17 protein-coding genes are annotated in these 14,917 nt (G+C 65.5%); 13 read left to right on the top strand and 4 right to left on the bottom strand.

Translation table 11 applies throughout. The features are described 5' to 3' along the window. The first annotated feature begins 204 nt into the window (after positions 1 to 204). From rpsF to rplI, 4 genes are all read left to right on the top strand, one after another. A complete protein-coding gene (gene rpsF, locus ACVWY5_RS14680) occupies positions 205 to 669 on the top strand; it encodes a 30S ribosomal protein S6 (RefSeq protein ID WP_028335160.1) in 465 nt (154 codons plus the stop codon). Positions 670 to 675: 6 nt separating this feature from the next. Beyond that, positions 676 to 915, top strand: coding sequence for a 30S ribosomal protein S18 (gene rpsR, locus ACVWY5_RS14675; RefSeq protein ID WP_016844287.1), 240 nt, complete (start codon positions 676 to 678; stop codon positions 913 to 915). Between the two features lie 126 nt (positions 916 to 1,041). Further along, on the top strand, positions 1,042 to 2,010 hold the full coding sequence (locus ACVWY5_RS14670) for a hypothetical protein (RefSeq protein WP_028335159.1): 969 nt from the start codon (positions 1,042 to 1,044) through the stop codon (positions 2,008 to 2,010). 51 nt (positions 2,011 to 2,061) lie between these two features. Further along, positions 2,062 to 2,664, top strand: coding sequence for a 50S ribosomal protein L9 (gene rplI / locus ACVWY5_RS14665; RefSeq protein WP_028335158.1), 603 nt, complete (start codon positions 2,062 to 2,064; stop codon positions 2,662 to 2,664). Between the two features lie 49 nt (positions 2,665 to 2,713). On the opposite strand, the gene ACVWY5_RS14660 is transcribed toward rplI, so the two are convergent. The 3 genes from ACVWY5_RS14660 to ACVWY5_RS14650 all read right to left on the bottom strand — a co-directional run bounded on the left by ACVWY5_RS14660 (position 2,714) and on the right by ACVWY5_RS14650 (position 4,825). Next, positions 2,714 to 3,175, bottom strand: coding sequence for a PaaI family thioesterase (locus tag ACVWY5_RS14660; RefSeq protein WP_028335157.1), 462 nt, complete (start codon positions 3,173 to 3,175; stop codon positions 2,714 to 2,716). Then, positions 3,172 to 3,777: a TetR/AcrR family transcriptional regulator gene (locus ACVWY5_RS14655; protein ID WP_028335156.1), complete on the bottom strand. Its 606-nt coding sequence runs from the start codon at positions 3,775 to 3,777 to the stop codon at positions 3,172 to 3,174. Before ACVWY5_RS14655 ends, ACVWY5_RS14660 begins: the two co-directional genes overlap by 4 nt. 91 nt (positions 3,778 to 3,868) lie before the next feature. Beyond that, complete coding sequence (locus ACVWY5_RS14650; RefSeq protein WP_028335155.1) at positions 3,869 to 4,825, bottom strand: hypothetical protein; 957 nt, start codon at positions 4,823 to 4,825, stop codon at positions 3,869 to 3,871. 258 nt (positions 4,826 to 5,083) lie between these two features. On the opposite strand from ACVWY5_RS14650, the gene ACVWY5_RS14645 reads away from it, so the two are divergent. Continuing rightward, positions 5,084 to 6,337, top strand: coding sequence for an SAM-dependent methyltransferase (locus ACVWY5_RS14645; protein WP_028335154.1), 1,254 nt, complete (start codon positions 5,084 to 5,086; stop codon positions 6,335 to 6,337). Positions 6,338 to 6,357: 20 nt separating this feature from the next. On the opposite strand, the gene ACVWY5_RS14640 is transcribed toward ACVWY5_RS14645, so the two are convergent. Next, entirely contained in the window at positions 6,358 to 6,528 is a 171-nt protein-coding gene (locus ACVWY5_RS14640) for a hypothetical protein (protein ID WP_321176886.1), read from the bottom strand. Between the two features lie 184 nt (positions 6,529 to 6,712). Between ACVWY5_RS14640 and ACVWY5_RS14635 the strand changes: the two genes are divergently transcribed. From ACVWY5_RS14635 to radA, 8 genes are all read left to right on the top strand, one after another. Then, positions 6,713 to 6,835: a hypothetical protein gene (locus ACVWY5_RS14635; RefSeq protein WP_321176887.1), complete on the top strand. Its 123-nt coding sequence runs from the start codon at positions 6,713 to 6,715 to the stop codon at positions 6,833 to 6,835. 292 nt (positions 6,836 to 7,127) lie between these two features. Continuing rightward, positions 7,128 to 8,630, top strand: coding sequence for a replicative DNA helicase (locus tag ACVWY5_RS14630; RefSeq protein ID WP_028335153.1), 1,503 nt, complete (start codon positions 7,128 to 7,130; stop codon positions 8,628 to 8,630). A 48-nt stretch (positions 8,631 to 8,678) separates the two neighbouring features. Further along, positions 8,679 to 9,983 carry an alanine racemase gene (gene alr, locus ACVWY5_RS14625; RefSeq protein WP_028335152.1) on the top strand — a complete coding sequence of 435 codons (1,305 nt, stop codon included), beginning with the start codon at positions 8,679 to 8,681 and terminating at the stop codon, positions 9,981 to 9,983. 30 nt (positions 9,984 to 10,013) lie between these two features. Then, a complete protein-coding gene (locus ACVWY5_RS14620; protein WP_028335151.1) occupies positions 10,014 to 10,784 on the top strand; it encodes an exodeoxyribonuclease III in 771 nt (256 codons plus the stop codon). A gap of 285 nt (positions 10,785 to 11,069) precedes the next feature. Then, complete coding sequence (locus tag ACVWY5_RS14615; RefSeq protein WP_028335150.1) at positions 11,070 to 11,795, top strand: sulfite exporter TauE/SafE family protein; 726 nt, start codon at positions 11,070 to 11,072, stop codon at positions 11,793 to 11,795. A 452-nt stretch (positions 11,796 to 12,247) separates the two neighbouring features. Then, on the top strand, positions 12,248 to 12,535 hold the full coding sequence (locus ACVWY5_RS14610; RefSeq protein ID WP_028335149.1) for a hypothetical protein: 288 nt from the start codon (positions 12,248 to 12,250) through the stop codon (positions 12,533 to 12,535). Between the two features lie 172 nt (positions 12,536 to 12,707). After that, on the top strand, positions 12,708 to 13,322 hold the full coding sequence (locus ACVWY5_RS14605; RefSeq protein WP_028335148.1) for a hypothetical protein: 615 nt from the start codon (positions 12,708 to 12,710) through the stop codon (positions 13,320 to 13,322). 96 nt (positions 13,323 to 13,418) lie between these two features. Further along, positions 13,419 to 14,888: a DNA repair protein RadA gene (gene radA / locus ACVWY5_RS14600; protein WP_028335147.1), complete on the top strand. Its 1,470-nt coding sequence runs from the start codon at positions 13,419 to 13,421 to the stop codon at positions 14,886 to 14,888. The last annotated feature ends 29 nt before the right edge of the window (positions 14,889 to 14,917 follow it).

Raw genomic sequence — 14,917 nt, 5'->3', positions numbered from 1 at the left:
GCCAAAATCCGTATAAGCGCGCCATTCGTGGGCTCCGGCCGGGAGCTGAACGGACGGTCTCAGCAAATTCACCCGTTGATTTTGATGTGGCAGGGCCAGTCGGCCCGTCGTCCCGTGCTCCCGCCTTCTGAGCAGCTCGAGTCCTTTCCGAAGGTCTCGAAGGGCTTGTCGCCGGAAACCGCGCCAACACAGGAAAGGACAACCATGCCTCTTTACGAGCATGTTTTTCTCGCGCGTCAGGATGCGAGCACCCAGCAGGTGGATGAACTGACGGCCCAGATGACGGGGATCGTCGAACAGGGCGGCGGCAAGGTCACCAAGACCGAGAGCTGGGGCGTACGCTCCCTCACCTACCGCATGAACAAGAACCGCAAGGCGCATTTCGTGCTGATGAACATCGACGCACCGTCGGCCGTCGTCACCGAGATCGAGCGCCAGGAGCGGATCAACGAAGACGTCATCCGTTACCTCACCGTGCGCGTCGAAGAGCACGAGGAAGGCCCGTCCGCGATGATGCGCAAGGCCGACCGCGATCGCGAGCGCGATGACCGTGGTGGTGGCTTCCGTGGCGACCGCGAAGGCGGTTTCCGTGGTGACCGCGAGGGTGGCTTCCGTGGCGACCGTGGTCCGCGCCGTCCGCGCGACGAAGAAGCTGCGACCGAGGAGTAAAGAATCATGGCTGATGCTGGTGCCCGCCGTCCGTTTTTCCGTCGTCGCAAGTCCTGCCCGTTCACGGGCGCGAATGCGCCGAAGATCGACTACAAGGATTCCAAGCTGCTGATGCGTTACGTCTCCGAGCGCGGCAAGATCGTGCCGAGCCGCATCACGGCCGTGTCCGCCAAGAAGCAGCGTGAGCTCGCCCGCGCCATCAAGCGCGCGCGCTTCCTCGGCTTGCTGCCCTACGTGATCAGGTAATCGTTTCCGGCCGGCGGCTTACGTCGCCGGCCGCTCATTCTCATAAGGCTTCCGGGTCGTCCGGTCGCCGATGGTTGGGGTTCTCGAAGCAGGACCCCTAACCGCTCGAAGGGGGCGGGACAGCTGATGATCGGGATACTCATTGTTGCACTTGCCGCCGGCGCCGCGTCGGCGCTGATGTTCGCCTCGATCAGTTCGGGCGCGCTGATCTCGTTGCTGCTTTACTTTCTTGCGCCGCTGCCGCTGATGGTGTCGGCACTCGCTTGGGGACCGCTTGCCGCGGCCATCGGCGGCGTCGCTGCCGCATCCGTTCTCGGCGCGATCTTCGGACTTCCCTATTGCATCGCGTTTGCCATGATCGTCGCCGTGCCCGGCTGGTGGCTCGGCCACCTTGCGCTGCTCGGACGGCCGATCGAGAACGCCGCCGGCGACAGCGCCACCGAGCAGCCGCCTACGCTCGAATGGTATCCCGTCGGCCGTATCCTGCTCTGGATCGCAGCCTTCGCCATCATCACCACGACCGCAGCGCTGCTCACGCTCGGCTCGGATGCCGACACAGTCACCGGTGCCTTACGGCGCGGCCTGCTTAAGGTGCTCGGCACCGGCGAAGGGTTGCCCAGCGGTGAGATCGAACGATTGGTCGACGTGCTGGTGATCCTCGCGCCCCTCGCTGCAACGATCCTCGCGATGGTCACGCTGACGCTGAGCCTGTGGCTCGCCGGCAAGATTGCGCAAACCTCGGGGCGGTTGAATCGGCCGTGGCCGGATTTCCGCACCACGGCGCTTCCGGCCGTGACGCTGGTCGCGCTGCTGGCGGCGGTCGGCGTCAGCTTCATCGGCGGCATGCTTGCGCTACTGGCGCAGATCATCACCGCGGCACTCGTAATCGCCTATGCGCTCGTCGGCTTCGCCGTTCTGCACACCTTGACGCTGTCGCTCACCAATCGCGGCTTCTGGCTCGGTGGCATCTATGCGGTCGTCGTCATGTTCGGCTGGCCGATCGTGGCGATGTTCGCGCTCGGCATCGCCGACGCCGTGTTCGGGCTGCGCCAGCGCTATCTGCAGACAAGACCGCCGCCTTTGCCAGCGGCTTGAGATTCGATCCAACCACTTGAACCCGTACTTAGCATCTAAAGGAGAACGAAAATGGAAGTCATTCTGCTCGAACGCGTTGCCAAGCTTGGCCAGATGGGCGAAGTCGTGCGCGTCAAGGACGGGTTCGCCCGCAACTTCTTGCTGAAGCGCGGCAAGGCGCTGCGCGCCACCGAGGCGAACCGCGCCAAGTATGACGGCATGAAGGCCGAGCTCGAGGCCAACAACATCAAGGCCAAGGGCGAAGCCGCCAAGGTTGCCGAGAAGATCGACGGCCGCGACATCGTCATCATCCGCCAGGCCTCCGAGTCCGGCCAGCTGTTCGGCTCGGTCACGGTGCGCGACATCGTCGCCGCGCTGGCGGCCGACGGCGTGACGGTTTCGCGCCCGCAGGTCTGGCTCGACTCGCCGATCAAGGTGATCGGCGCGCAGAAGGTGACGATCGCCGTCCACCCCGAGGTCGAGACCAGCGTCACCGTGACGGTCGCCCGCTCCGCTGAAGAGGCCGAGCGGATCAAGCGCGGCGAGGACATCTCGACCCGCCAGGAAGACCAGGACGCGGCTGCCGAGGCGCTCGCCGCCGCCGGCGAGTTCTTCGATCCGGAAGCCCAGCACGACGAGGAAGCCGCGCCGGCTCCGGCCGCCGAAGAGAAGTAAGCTTCTCGCCATCGTCCAACTGACTAAACGCTACGAAGCCCGGCCTCGATCAGGCCGGGCTTTGGATTCGTGCCGCCGTCTTGTCGTCGAGCATGGCGATCGACGCCAATGCGGTCGCGGTGTGCTTCTCCTTGCCGTCGATCACGCAGAACACGTCGGCTGCAACGACGGCGACCTGACGTCCCGGCTTGATCACGCGCGCCCGGCAGATCAGACGATCGCCCGACGCCGGCGACAGCAGATTCAGCTTGTACTCCGCCGTCAGCGCCGGCTGCCCGCGCGACGTCGCCGCTGCGATCGTGGTGGCGTTGTCGACCAGAAACGCCGTCACTCCGCCGTGAAACAGGCCGTGCTGCTGCAGCAGCTCCGGCCGGCGGTCGACCGCGAGCGTGCAGGTGCCGCGCGACAGCTCGGCCACTTCGGCACCGACAAGACCCATGAAGCCCTGCCGGCCGACATTGTCGCGAATTCGCGCCGCGATCGGTGCAAAGTCTGGATCGGTCTCGCTCATGAAGTCCCTCCTGTTCGCTCCGGCGCACCCGGCGCCACCACCGCGCGGATCGCGCAGGCGATCAGCGTCTCGACCTGTTCGCGCGGATCGCCGGTATGGCGGCCCGACAGCCAGGCGCGGCAGAAGATCTGCGCCGGCCCGATGATCTGGCTGAAGAACAGCACAGCGCTCATCGGCAGCAATTCGCCGCGCGCAAGCAGCGGCGCGCGCCAGCGCTCGATGCCATCGGTGAGCCGCGAATTCTCGGTGCGCTGCGCGCCGCGCACCTCCTCGCCCCACTCGCTGCGCGAAATCTCGAACAGGAAGCGCGCCTCGCGCCGGTTGCTCACGACCCAATCGAGATGGGCGTGGATCAGCCGCGCAACGCCCTCGCCCGCCCCGCAGCTGGCGTCGACCGAGCTGATCATGGCGGCGTGATAGGCCTGCAGGATTTCCAGGAACAGGGTGCCGGCGAGCTCCTTCTTCGAGGTGAAGAAGTGGAAGAAGCTGCCGTTGGACGCGCGGGCGCGGGAGCGGATTTCGGCCACCGTCGCGCCCTCAAACCCGTTGCGGTCGAACACCGCCAGTCCTGCCGCCAGCAGATCTTCGCGCGCCGTGCTCAAGTCGTCCTCTCCTAACTAGATGAACACTCTAGAGTATTGCTCTAACGATGGTCAAACGAATACGCCGGACCTTGGGGCCCGGCGTTGGCGATTACTTCGAGGTCGGGGCTTCCGGCGGGCCGGAGCCTGGCGTCGTGGGCGGAGGTGGCGGCGGCGCCGTCGCAGTCACCGGCGGCGCGGCTGGCGCCGGAGCGGGGGATGCGGCTGCGGCCGGCTCGGATGCGGCAGGCGCAGCCGCCGCGGGTGCCGGTGTGACCTGCGGAACCGGATCGGATCGCACGGCAGCCGGTTCACCGCCGCCATTGCTCTTCGGTGCGTCGACCTTTGCCGTGTCGGGCTCGGCAGCAGGCTTCGCGGTCTTCTCGGCTTCACCCTTGTCATCATGCCTGGTGGATGTCTTGGAATCGTCGCTGGTCGCCGCGCCCTTGGGTGTCTCCTCGGACTTCGGCTCCTCGACGGGCTTGCCGCGACGGCCGTGCTTCTGACGCGACGGCTTGCCCTCGCCCAAGGCCTGCGGCGTCTGGCCGTCGTCCGGCTTCGCGCCCTCCGGCGCCTCGCTCGGGCGGGCCATCCGCTTGCCGCGGTGAACTGGACGTCCTTCGGGATTCAAACCGTCGGTGTCAGGCTTGGCCCCTTCCTTGGCACTTTCCTGCGGCGCTGCATCCTGGTGCCGTCGGCGGGCTGGACGCTCGGACGGCTGCTCCGGAGACTGGTTGGCCTCCTGCCTGCCTTCCCGGCCCTTGGCGCCCTTGGGTTGATCCTTGGCCTGGTAGCGCGGGTCGTTGGCGCCGTTCGAAATCAGATAGGACGCAAGCACGCCGGCCATGTCGCTGGACGTCGTGTAGTGCTGGCGCAGGAATCCCGGCAGCGAACCGGCCGGAACCGACTTCAGCAGGCCGCGCGGGCTCTTGTGGCAAGCAGTGCAGGTGCTTGCGAAGATCTGGGAGGGGCTCTTGCCGGCCTCGAGGTTTTGCGCTTGCGCCGATACGGCTGACAGGCAGCCAGTCAGAAGCGCCACCGTCGCCAGACTGAGGGCTCGGCTCAACATTCCTTAAGTCTCCAGATTCCGGAAAAATCGCCGCCGGCGCCTGATGGATCGGCCGCGGCGGTCACCTTTTAGCCGATTATCGCGCGAATGGAAGCGCAGCCATGACGCATCCACGCAATTGTCACATTTTGGAATATCGGCTTTGACCACAACGCAATAGCGCGATCTAATTCCCTGCCTATCTTGAGGTTGGGGACACATTGGAGTGATTAACTCCGGTGGTGTCGGTGTGCAGCTTGCCGTTCCGTTGGTGTTTCGATGGACCGATTGTTGCGATACTTCTTGGGGCGCTTCATCCGCCGCGGTTCGATCACGTTCACGACCGCAAGCGGCGCTCAGTTCACCTGCGGTGACGGCACGGGCGTACCGGTCGCCGTGCGCTTCATGACGCGAGGAGCGGAACTCCGCATCCTGGTCGATCCCGAACTTTATCTCGGCGAAGCCTTCATGGACGGCACGTTCGTGGTGGAGCAAGGCACCATCGCCGACGTGCTCGCGGTCCTGATGGGTCAGGCAGCCATGCTGCCGAACTTTGCCAGGCTGCAAGCCTGGGTACGCTTCCTCGGACGCCGCGCCCAGCAGATCAATGTACGCGGCCGGTCCAAAAGCAACGTCGCCCGTCATTACGATCTCGACGGCCGCCTCTATTCCCTCTTCCTCGACGCGGACAAGCAATACAGCTGCGCCTATTTCGAGACGCCGGACGCGACGCTGGACGATGCCCAACTCGCCAAGAAGCGTCACCTCGCCGCAAAACTCCTGATCAAGCCCGGGCACCGCATCCTCGACATCGGTTCCGGCTGGGGTGGCCTTGGGCTCTATCTCGCCGAGATGAGCGGCGCCGACGTCACCGGCGTCACGCTGTCGACCGAGCAGCTGCAAATTTCCAACGCCCGGGCGGCGGAGCGGAACCTCGCGCAATCGGCGCGCTTCCTGCTGCAGGACTACCGCGACATTCCCGGGCCGTTCGACCGCATCGTCTCGGTCGGCATGTTCGAGCATGTCGGGGTCGCCTACTATGAAACCTTCTTCGCGCGCTGCGCCGAACTGCTCAGCGACGACGGTGTCATGGTGCTGCACTCGATCGGCCGCTCGACCGGCCCCGACGTCACCAGCCCCTGGATCCGGAAATACATCTTCCCCGGCGGCTACATTCCGGCGCTGTCCGAGGTCATGCCGGCGATCGAGAAGGCCGGATTGCTGATCTGCGACATGGAAATCCTTCGCCTGCACTATGCCGAGACGCTGAAGGCGTGGCGCGAGCGCTTCATGGCGCGACGCGAGGAGGCCGTGCGGCTCTACGACGAGACCTTTGCCCGAATGTGGGAATTCTACCTGGCCGCCTCGGAGATGTCGTTCCGCGTGCAGAACATGATGAACTTCCAGCTCCAGCTCACCAAGCGCCAAGGCATCGTCCCGATAACGCGCGACTATATCGGCGGCGAAGAAGCCCGCCTGCGGCTGAAGGAGGCCGGTGCGGCCAAGCCCCGGCTGCAACTGGCCGGCGAATAGGTCCGAAGGAACGGGTGCTGCTAGTTGCGCAGGCTGTAGGCCGATCCGCAATGGCCAAAGGTCGGCGCCGGACGCGCCAGATGGGCCGCGGCGGCCGAAATCAAGCTGGCATCGCAGGGAACGTTGCGGACCTCCGGACGCGCCGCCTGCTCCATGGCATCGACAAGCGTCGCCAGCCAGCGGCGGTCCATGCCATCTGCCCGGCCAAGCCTTGATCGCGCTGTCTGAAACTCTCGAGCCATCGCCGCCGTATCTTGCCTGAGCGAAGACAACCCGGAATCCGCCGGGTCGTTCCCGCGAACCTGCCGCAAAGAAAGTGCGGCGCATGTGATCTACTTCACAGAGGTCTGTCCCGGGCTGTCGTAGTGGTCCGGAATGACCCGAGAAACACACCAGACGATGTTGGACCCGCAGCGCGATATCGCGACCGACTACGCCCTGATCGCCACTGGCGTGGTGGCCGCCTTGATCGCGCTGGCCTTCCTCATCCTGATCTGAGAAATCGACGCCAACAGCCGCCTCGCCTCTCCATGGGTCCGCTCGCCTGGCAAAAGGTTCAGGCTGCGTCCAATTTTTGCCAACGACCGTGCTGATCGGCCGGCTCCCGCCCGGTTTCGGACAAAACCCCAGTCAAGCGGAATGCATCCGGCTGTTTCGGATTCACACCTCGCGTTGTGTGAATCGTGCATAAGAAACATCCGTCCTTTCGCTTCGTGCCGGGCTGGCGCTTCATCGCCGCCCCACAGCCGAAAATCTCAGTAACGACGAAATCAGAAGAATAAGCTCGTCCATGGCCTTGATTGATTCGAACGTCCACAAGCTCGCGCCCGACGCCGCATCCCCGGCCTACCGAAGTGCGCCGCACAACATCGAAGCGGAACAAGGCCTGCTGGGCGCGATCCTGGTCAACAACGACGCCTTCTACCGGGTCTCCGATTTCCTGGAGCCGAAGCACTTCTTCGAAACCATCCATCAGCAAATCTATGAAACCGCCGGAAGCCTGATCCGGATGGGCAAGGTCGCGAACCCCGTGACCTTGAAGACGTTCCTGCCGGCCGAGCTCGACATCGGCGGCATGACGGTCGGTCAATACCTCGCCCGGCTTGCCGCCGAAGCAACCACCATCATCAACGCCCAGGACTACGGACGCACCGTTTACGATCTCAGCCTGCGCCGCAACCTGATCCAGATTGGCGAGGACATCGTCAACGTCGCCTACGACGCGCCGGTCGACTTCGCGCCGCGCGCCCAGATCGAGGATGCCGAGCGGCAGCTCTACAGCCTTGCTGAAACCGGCCGCTATGACGGCGGCTTCCAGCGCTTCGCACAGGCACTGACGATCGCCGTCGACATGGCGGCGAAGGCGTTCCAGCGCGACGGCAAGCTTTCGGGCATCTCGACGGGTCTGCGCGACCTCGACGCCAAGATGGGCGGCCTGCAGCCGTCCGACCTCATCATCCTCGCCGGCCGTCCCGGCATGGGCAAGACATCGCTCGCCACCAACATCGCCTACAACATCGCCAAAGCCTATGTGCCGGAAGTCCAGGCGGACGGCACCACCAAGGCAGTCAATGGCGGCTGTGTCGGCTTCTTCTCCTGCGAAATGAGCGGCGAACAGCTCGCCACGCGTATTCTCGCCGAGCGCACCGGCATTCCCTCGAGCTCGATCCGTCGCGGCGGCATCTCCGAGCTCGATTTCGAGAAGATCCGCGACTGTTCGATCGAGCTGCAATCGCTGCCCTTCTACGTCGACGAGACCGGCGGTCTCTCGATCTCGCAGCTCACCGCGCGGGCGCGACGGCTCAAGCGCCAGAAGGGTCTCGACCTGATCGTGATCGACTACATCCAGCTGCTGCAGGGCTCGGGCAAACGCGGCAACGACAACCGCGTGCAGGAAATCACCGAGATCACCACCAACCTGAAGGCGCTGGCCAAGGAACTGAACGTTCCGATCATCGCGCTGTCGCAGCTGTCGCGTCAGGTCGAAAACCGCGACGACAAGCGGCCGCAGCTGTCCGACCTGCGTGAATCCGGCTCGATTGAGCAGGACGCCGACGTCGTGATCTTCGTCTATCGCGAGGAATACTACCTCGCCAACAAGGAGCCGCGCGCGGGCACGCCGGAATATGAGAAGTGGCAGATGGACATGGACCTCGCCCACGGCAAGGCCGAAGTCATCATCGGCAAGCAGCGCCATGGCCCGACCGGCACGGTCGATCTGCACTTCGAGGCCAGCGTCACGCGCTTCGGCGACCTCGCACCCGATGGTCAGGTTCCGGATCACGGCCACTGAGATCCGGACTCGGTTGAACGACGCAAGGCACCCGCGTAAAACTGAGCCATGAACATCGTGACTGACGCGAAATCGCAGCTGACACCCGATGCCAGTTTGCTGGCGGCCCACCCGACCGCCAGCGGTATCCTCACCATCGACCTCGACGCCATCATCGCCAACTGGCGCAAGCTCGAGAAGACCGCGGTGCCGGCCGAGTGCGCCGCCGTGGTCAAGGCCAACGCCTATGGCTGCGGCGCCGAGCAGGTTGCGCGGGCGCTGGCCAAGGCCGGCTGCAAGACCTTCTTCGTCGCCAGCGTCGAGGAGGCCGCCGCGGTGCGCGCGGCCGCTCCCGAGGCGACGGTGTATTCGCTCGGCGGCTTCTTCCAGAACACCGGCGACGCCTACGCCAGGATCGACTGCAAGCCGGTGATCGGCGATCTCAACGAGCTCGCCGAATGGGACGTGTTCTGCCGCCGCTCCGGCTGGTCCGGCGGCGCCGCCATCCATATCGACACCGGCATGAACCGGCTGGGGCTCACGGTCAGCGAGGCGCAGGGCATCATCCCGCGGATCAACGCCGGCGACCACGGCATCACGCTGGTCATGAGCCACCTCGCCTCCGCCGAATTGCTCAACAATCCTGCCAACGCCAAGCAGCTCGCGAGCTTCCGCGAGATCGCGAGCCTGTTCACCGGCGTGCCGGCCTCGCTGGCGAATTCTTCCGGCGTGTTTCTCGGCGCGCAATTCCAGTTCGAGATGGTGCGGCCGGGCTGTGCGCTCTATGGCGTCAATCCGACGCCGGAGGCCGACAACCCGATGCAGCAGGTGGTCGACCTCAAGGCGCGCATCGTGCAGATCCGCAACATCGACCGCGGCGAGACCGTCGGCTATGGCGGCACCTGGACCGCGCGCCGGCCGACCCGGCTTGCGATCGTCGCCGCCGGCTATGCCGACGGCTATTTCCGCGCCGCCAGCGCCAATGACGGCACCCGCGGCGCCGAGGTCGTGGTCGCCGGCAAGCGCTGCCCGATCGCCGGCCGCGTCTCGATGGACCTGATCGCGGTCGATGTCACCGACCTCGACAAGAATGCCGTGCGGCGCGGCCACATGGTGACGCTAATCGGCGAAGGCATCACGGTCGACGAGGTCGCGCATCATTTCGGCACCATCGGCTACGAGGTGCTGACCAGCCTCGGCCGCCGCTTCGTGCGCATCTACAAGGGCGGCGATGCCGTCGCCGCGAGAAGCGACGCGGACACCGAGACGAGCGAGCCGGCTGCCACGCCCGCTGCGCCGCCAGCCTTGCCAACAGCAGCGCCCGCTGCGCCGCCGCCACTGCCGGCCGCCGAGCCAACAGCGACGTCCACCTGACATGATCAAGGTTCGCGATTGCCGGTGCGCATGAAGATCGCGACCTTCAACATCAACAACGTCAACCGCCGCCTGCCCAACCTGTTGCGCTGGCTCAAGACCGCCAAGCCCGACACCGTCAGCCTGCAGGAGCTGAAGGCCAGCGACGCCGAATTTCCCGCGGCCGCGCTCGAGCGGGCCGGCTACGGCGCGGTGTGGCAGGGACAGAAGACCTGGAACGGCGTCGCCATCCTCGCGCGCAAGGCCGAGCCGGTGCTGATCCGCACCGCCCTGCCCGGCGATGCCGGCGATCACGAAGCACGCTACATCGAAGCCGCGGTGCGCGGCATCGTCGTCACCAGCCTCTATCTGCCGAACGGCAATCCGCAGCCCGGGCCGAAATTCGATTACAAGCTCGCCTGGTTCAAGCGGCTGCGCGCCCATGCCGCCAAGCTGCTCAAAGAGGACGTCCCGGTGGTGCTCGCCGGCGACTACAATGTCGCGCCGACGCCGTTCGACATCTACCCAACGCACTCCTGGGACAAGGATGCGCTGATCCAGCCGAAGAGTCGCGCCGCCTTCAAGGCGCTGGTCGATCAGGGCTGGTGCGATGCGATCCGCACCCTGCATCCGGACGATCAGATGTTCACCTTCTGGGACTACAAGCGCCAGCGCTGGCCACGCGATGCAGGCCTGCGGCTCGATCATCTCCTGCTCAGCCCCGCAGTGGCGCCGCGGCTCGTGAAAGCCGGCGTCGACCGCACCATCCGCGGCGAAGACGGCGCCAGCGATCACGCGCCGGCGTGGGTGGTGCTGAGGTGATGCACCGGCATCACGCCTCGTGACAATCGGCATGATGGTGGTCGCGACGTGGATCGGATGATGCCGCACACACCGCCGTCGTCCCGGCGCAGGCCGGGACCCATAACCACAGAATTGGCTTGGTAGGGAAAGCTGTGGCCCCAGCGTCGTGCAACAATCGCCTTCGGTGGCTATGGGTCCCGGCCTGCGCCGGGACGACATCGAGTTTGTTGCGCGAGCTGCGGGGGCTTGCGCGATCGGGCAACTCAGAGGTATGGGGCGATCACACCTCACCGGAGCGCGCAGGTGGGCTTCCTCTTCGTCCTCATCGTCGGCCTGGTCGCCGGCACCATTTCCGGCATCGTCGGCACCGGCTCGTCGATCATGCTGATGCCGGTGCTGGTCTATCAGTACGGACCGAAGCAGGCGGTGCCGATCATGGCCGTCGCCGCGGTGATGGCCAATCTGTCGCGCATCCTCGCCTGGTGGCGCGAGGTCGACTGGCGTGCCTGCATCGCCTACTCGATCACCGGCATTCCGGCCGCCGCGCTCGGCGCGCGCACCCTGCTCGCGCTGCCTTCGCACGCTGTCGATATCGCGATCGGCGTATTCCTGATCGCGATGGTGCCGGTGCGGCACTGGCTGGCACGGCACAGGCTGAAGGCCAATCTCTGGCATCTCGCAATCGGCGGCGCGCTCATCGGCTACCTCACCGGCATCGTGGCTTCGACCGGCCCGCTCAGCGTGCCGCTGTTCCTGTTCTACGGTCTCAGCAAGGGCGCGTTCCTCGCCACCGAGGCGGCGAGCTCGCTCGGGCTCTATGTCAGCAAGTCGGTGACGTTCGAGCGTTTCGGCGCGCTGACGCCGGACATCGCACTGAAGGGCCTGATCGCCGGCGCCTCGCTGATGGCCGGCGCCTTCATCGCCAAGCGCTTCGTGCTGCAGCTGAAGCCGGAGTCGTTCCGCCTGATCATGGACGGCATCATGCTGGCGGCGGGCACGGCGTTGCTGTGGTCTGCAATGACGCAGTAAAATTCCGGCATCGACTGCGTGAGACCAGGCCTTGGGCAAACGGATTTCACCGTGACGAACACCAAACATCCTCCCGATGATGTCGTAATTCTACGGGGCTTTGCGCATCGGGTGGCGTGTACCCCGAAAGAGTTTTGTTGAGCGCTCACCTTCCGTTGTTATCCGGATTGCCACCGTCCAGCCACTGCGTTTATGACAATCTCATTACTTGCACTTGATCGTTTGCGGAAAAGAACTTTGCTCCAGCAGGCATCACGGGGTTGATCGACGGCCCGGATGCGAGTCCCGAGAGTTCAGGCGACAAGAGTCAGCGACAGATGGCGTGCAGATCGGGCGCACAGCCCGGCGCCTGATGTCGCCGATGTCGGCCTGACGAATTCGGGATCGCAAGTCGAAGCATTTGGAGTCGCGGGTCGTCAAAGCCCACGACAGGCGGGAAAGGCAGGCGCGCGATGCGCAAGATGATGATCACGACTGCGGCGATTGTGACGTTCGCCGTTGCCGGCTCGGCGTTGTGGCCGACGGCAAGGCCCGATGTCGCGCAGTTCGGCGACAGCGTCTACGAGACGATCTGGGTCTGGCGCATTCCGGTCTACGCGAACAATCCGTCGTGGCGGGTTCGCTGGAGCTGGAGCGATCCGTTGCGCGCGCAGGCGAGATGCTGCCGGGCTCTGCCGACGAGTCTGACGCCGCGCGAGAATCCGCCGCTGCTGCTGTCGAGGCGGGACCTCCACGTTTGACCGCGCGTACAATCAAGAGCAGTTCCCTTGCGCGAAGCGCATTTGATTCAAATTCGCGCTGTAGTTGAACTTACTTTTTATCCTTAACCAGAAACCTGATCTTTGATTTACATCTGCAAGATGCGGTTTACCTTGTCTCCGCGAGCACAGCGGATTCAGGGACAACAAAAACATGCGCCAACCAAGCCTCACCCTGTGGTTGACCGTTGTTCTGGCGACACAGGGTTTGAGCGTCGCGGCAGACGATACAAGACCGGGACAACCGGGTGCCGTTGCCGCTGCTGACCGCGTTGCATGTTCCCAGCAGCCGAAAAGCGAGGAACCGTCCGATCCGTCGTCGACCTCGGCAATTCCCCACGCCGAAAAATTCGTCGCGCGGGAACATTTCAAGGAGGACATCGCCTCGAGCGCGCCGGTCAGGATTTCCTGGTTAGGCGCGACGTTCGCGCAGCGCTTCACGAACAAGGTCGAGGACGATAGCGGCGGCGCATCGTTGCAGACCTTCATCCTGAGCGCAGCCTCGAGCGACAAGGAGATCCTCGCCAAGCTCGGTCAGAGCCACGAGAGCAGGCTGGCCGACGTCTGGTGCGCGTTGAGGCGACAGTCCAGCGGCAGCAACGGCCCGCTGGAAGTCAACGCCAAGCCGAACGTGTTCTACGTCCGCGACAGCGCCGGAGAGCTTGGCGCCGTCGACGTGCTGTGGGGCGGCGTCGGCTGGGAAATCGGTGCAAGCCCGGTCGGCGACAAGCCGCGCTGGCCGGGCGGAACGCGGGTGTTCTCGCGCTGAGCCGGCCCCGCCATCTGGCGCTCCGTCTTCGATGGATCGTGCGCGGCGGCCGAACCGTGCTATGCATCGTGCGCGATAGCGCGACTCACCTGCTCCATGGCCAAATCCACCCTCTCCTTCGTCTGCCAGAACTGCGGCGCGGCGTATAATCGCTGGCAGGGCAAGTGCGACTCCTGCGGCGAGTGGAACACGCTGGCCGAGGAAGACACCACAGGCTCGGTGCCGGTCTCGATCCGCAGCAAGCGCAAGGGGCGGACGTTTGCGCTGGAATCGCTGTCCGGCAAGACCCAGGACGCGCCGCGGCTGTCCTCCGGGATGGCCGAGCTCGACCGCGTCACCGGCGGCGGCTTCGTCCGCGGCTCGGTGCTGCTGGTCGGCGGCGATCCCGGCATCGGAAAATCGACGCTGCTGACCCAGGCGACCAGCATGATGGCGCGCGCCGGCCACCGCGCGGTCTATATCTCCGGCGAAGAGGCGGTCGCCCAGGTGCGGCTGCGCGCCGAACGGCTCGGGCTCGCGGACGCGCCGGTGCAGTTGGCTTCGGAAACCTCGGTCGAGGACATCGTCGCGACGCTGTCGGAAGGCGCAGTGCCGCGCCTGATCGTGATCGACTCGATCCAGACCATGTGGACCGACACGGTGGAATCGGCGCCCGGCACGGTGACCCAGGTCCGCGCCTCGGCGCAGGCCCTCATTCGCTTTGCCAAAAAGACCGGCGCGGCGATCATCCTGGTCGGCCATGTGACAAAGGACGGCCAGATCGCCGGCCCCCGCGTGGTCGAGCACATGGTCGATGCGGTGCTGTCGTTCGAGGGCGAAGGCTCGCAGCAGTTCCGCATCCTGCGCTCGGTGAAGAACCGTTTTGGCGCGACCGACGAGATCGGCGTGTTCGAGATGACCGGGCTCGGCCTGCGCGAGGTCACCAACCCCTCGGAATTGTTCCTCTCGGAGCGCGAGCTCGGCAGCCCCGGCACGGCGGTGTTCGCCGGCATCGAGGGCACCCGTCCGGTGCTGGTCGAGTTGCAGGCGCTGGTGGCACCGACCTCGCTCGGCACGCCGCGCCGCGCCGTGGTCGGCTGGGACCCGAGCCGGCTATCGATGGTGCTCGCGGTGCTCGAAGCGCATTGCGGCGTCAAATTGTCCGGACATGACGTCTATCTCAACGTCGCCGGCGGCCTGCGCATCCAGGAACCGGCCGCGGACCTTGCCGCGGCGGCCGCGCTGGTCTCCTCGCTGGTGAATGCGCCGTTGCCGACGGATGCAGTCTATTTCGGCGAGATTTCGCTATCGGGCGCGATCCGCCCGGTGGCGCAGACCCCGGCCCGGCTCAAGGAGGCCCTCAAGCTCGGCTTCGCCCGCGCCATCCTGCCCGAATCGGCCCGCGGCGAAAGCGGCGGCGATTCAGGGCTCACCCTCAACAGCGTCAGCAATCTCACCACGCTGGTCGCCGAAATTGCGGCACGCGGCACGCCCCGGGGCGGCCGGCGCGACCAGGGCGGCTCCGGAGGCCCTGATGCGGCTGAGAAAAATGCCACACCGGCCCGATTCCGTCGCGAGACCAGCTAAAGCGGGCGTGACGTATCAGCCCCCCGCCG

The organism is Bradyrhizobium sp. USDA 3256 (genome assembly GCF_054058275.1).
The sequence above is the reverse complement of the archived record's forward strand: the minus strand, read 5'-3'. Positions and strand labels throughout refer to the sequence as shown.

Coding starts and splice junctions, on each gene's coding strand:
- radA (WP_028335147.1), top strand. CDS start 13,419: ATGGCCAAATCCACCCTCTCCTTCGTCTGCCAGAACTGCGGCGCGGCG.
- ACVWY5_RS14635 (WP_321176887.1), top strand. CDS start 6,713: ATGACCCGAGAAACACACCAGACGATGTTGGACCCGCAGCGCGATATC.
- alr (WP_028335152.1), top strand. CDS start 8,679: ATGAACATCGTGACTGACGCGAAATCGCAGCTGACACCCGATGCCAGT.
- ACVWY5_RS14620 (WP_028335151.1), top strand. CDS start 10,014: ATGAAGATCGCGACCTTCAACATCAACAACGTCAACCGCCGCCTGCCC.
- rpsR (WP_016844287.1), top strand. CDS start 676: ATGGCTGATGCTGGTGCCCGCCGTCCGTTTTTCCGTCGTCGCAAGTCC.
- ACVWY5_RS14610 (WP_028335149.1), top strand. CDS start 12,248: ATGCGCAAGATGATGATCACGACTGCGGCGATTGTGACGTTCGCCGTT.
- ACVWY5_RS14670 (WP_028335159.1), top strand. CDS start 1,042: ATGATCGGGATACTCATTGTTGCACTTGCCGCCGGCGCCGCGTCGGCG.
- rpsF (WP_028335160.1), top strand. CDS start 205: ATGCCTCTTTACGAGCATGTTTTTCTCGCGCGTCAGGATGCGAGCACC.
- ACVWY5_RS14640 (WP_321176886.1), bottom strand. CDS start 6,528: ATGGACCGCCGCTGGCTGGCGACGCTTGTCGATGCCATGGAGCAGGCG.
- ACVWY5_RS14630 (WP_028335153.1), top strand. CDS start 7,128: ATGGCCTTGATTGATTCGAACGTCCACAAGCTCGCGCCCGACGCCGCA.
- ACVWY5_RS14645 (WP_028335154.1), top strand. CDS start 5,084: ATGGACCGATTGTTGCGATACTTCTTGGGGCGCTTCATCCGCCGCGGT.
- rplI (WP_028335158.1), top strand. CDS start 2,062: ATGGAAGTCATTCTGCTCGAACGCGTTGCCAAGCTTGGCCAGATGGGC.
- ACVWY5_RS14660 (WP_028335157.1), bottom strand. CDS start 3,175: ATGAGCGAGACCGATCCAGACTTTGCACCGATCGCGGCGCGAATTCGC.
- ACVWY5_RS14605 (WP_028335148.1), top strand. CDS start 12,708: ATGCGCCAACCAAGCCTCACCCTGTGGTTGACCGTTGTTCTGGCGACA.
- ACVWY5_RS14650 (WP_028335155.1), bottom strand. CDS start 4,825: ATGTTGAGCCGAGCCCTCAGTCTGGCGACGGTGGCGCTTCTGACTGGC.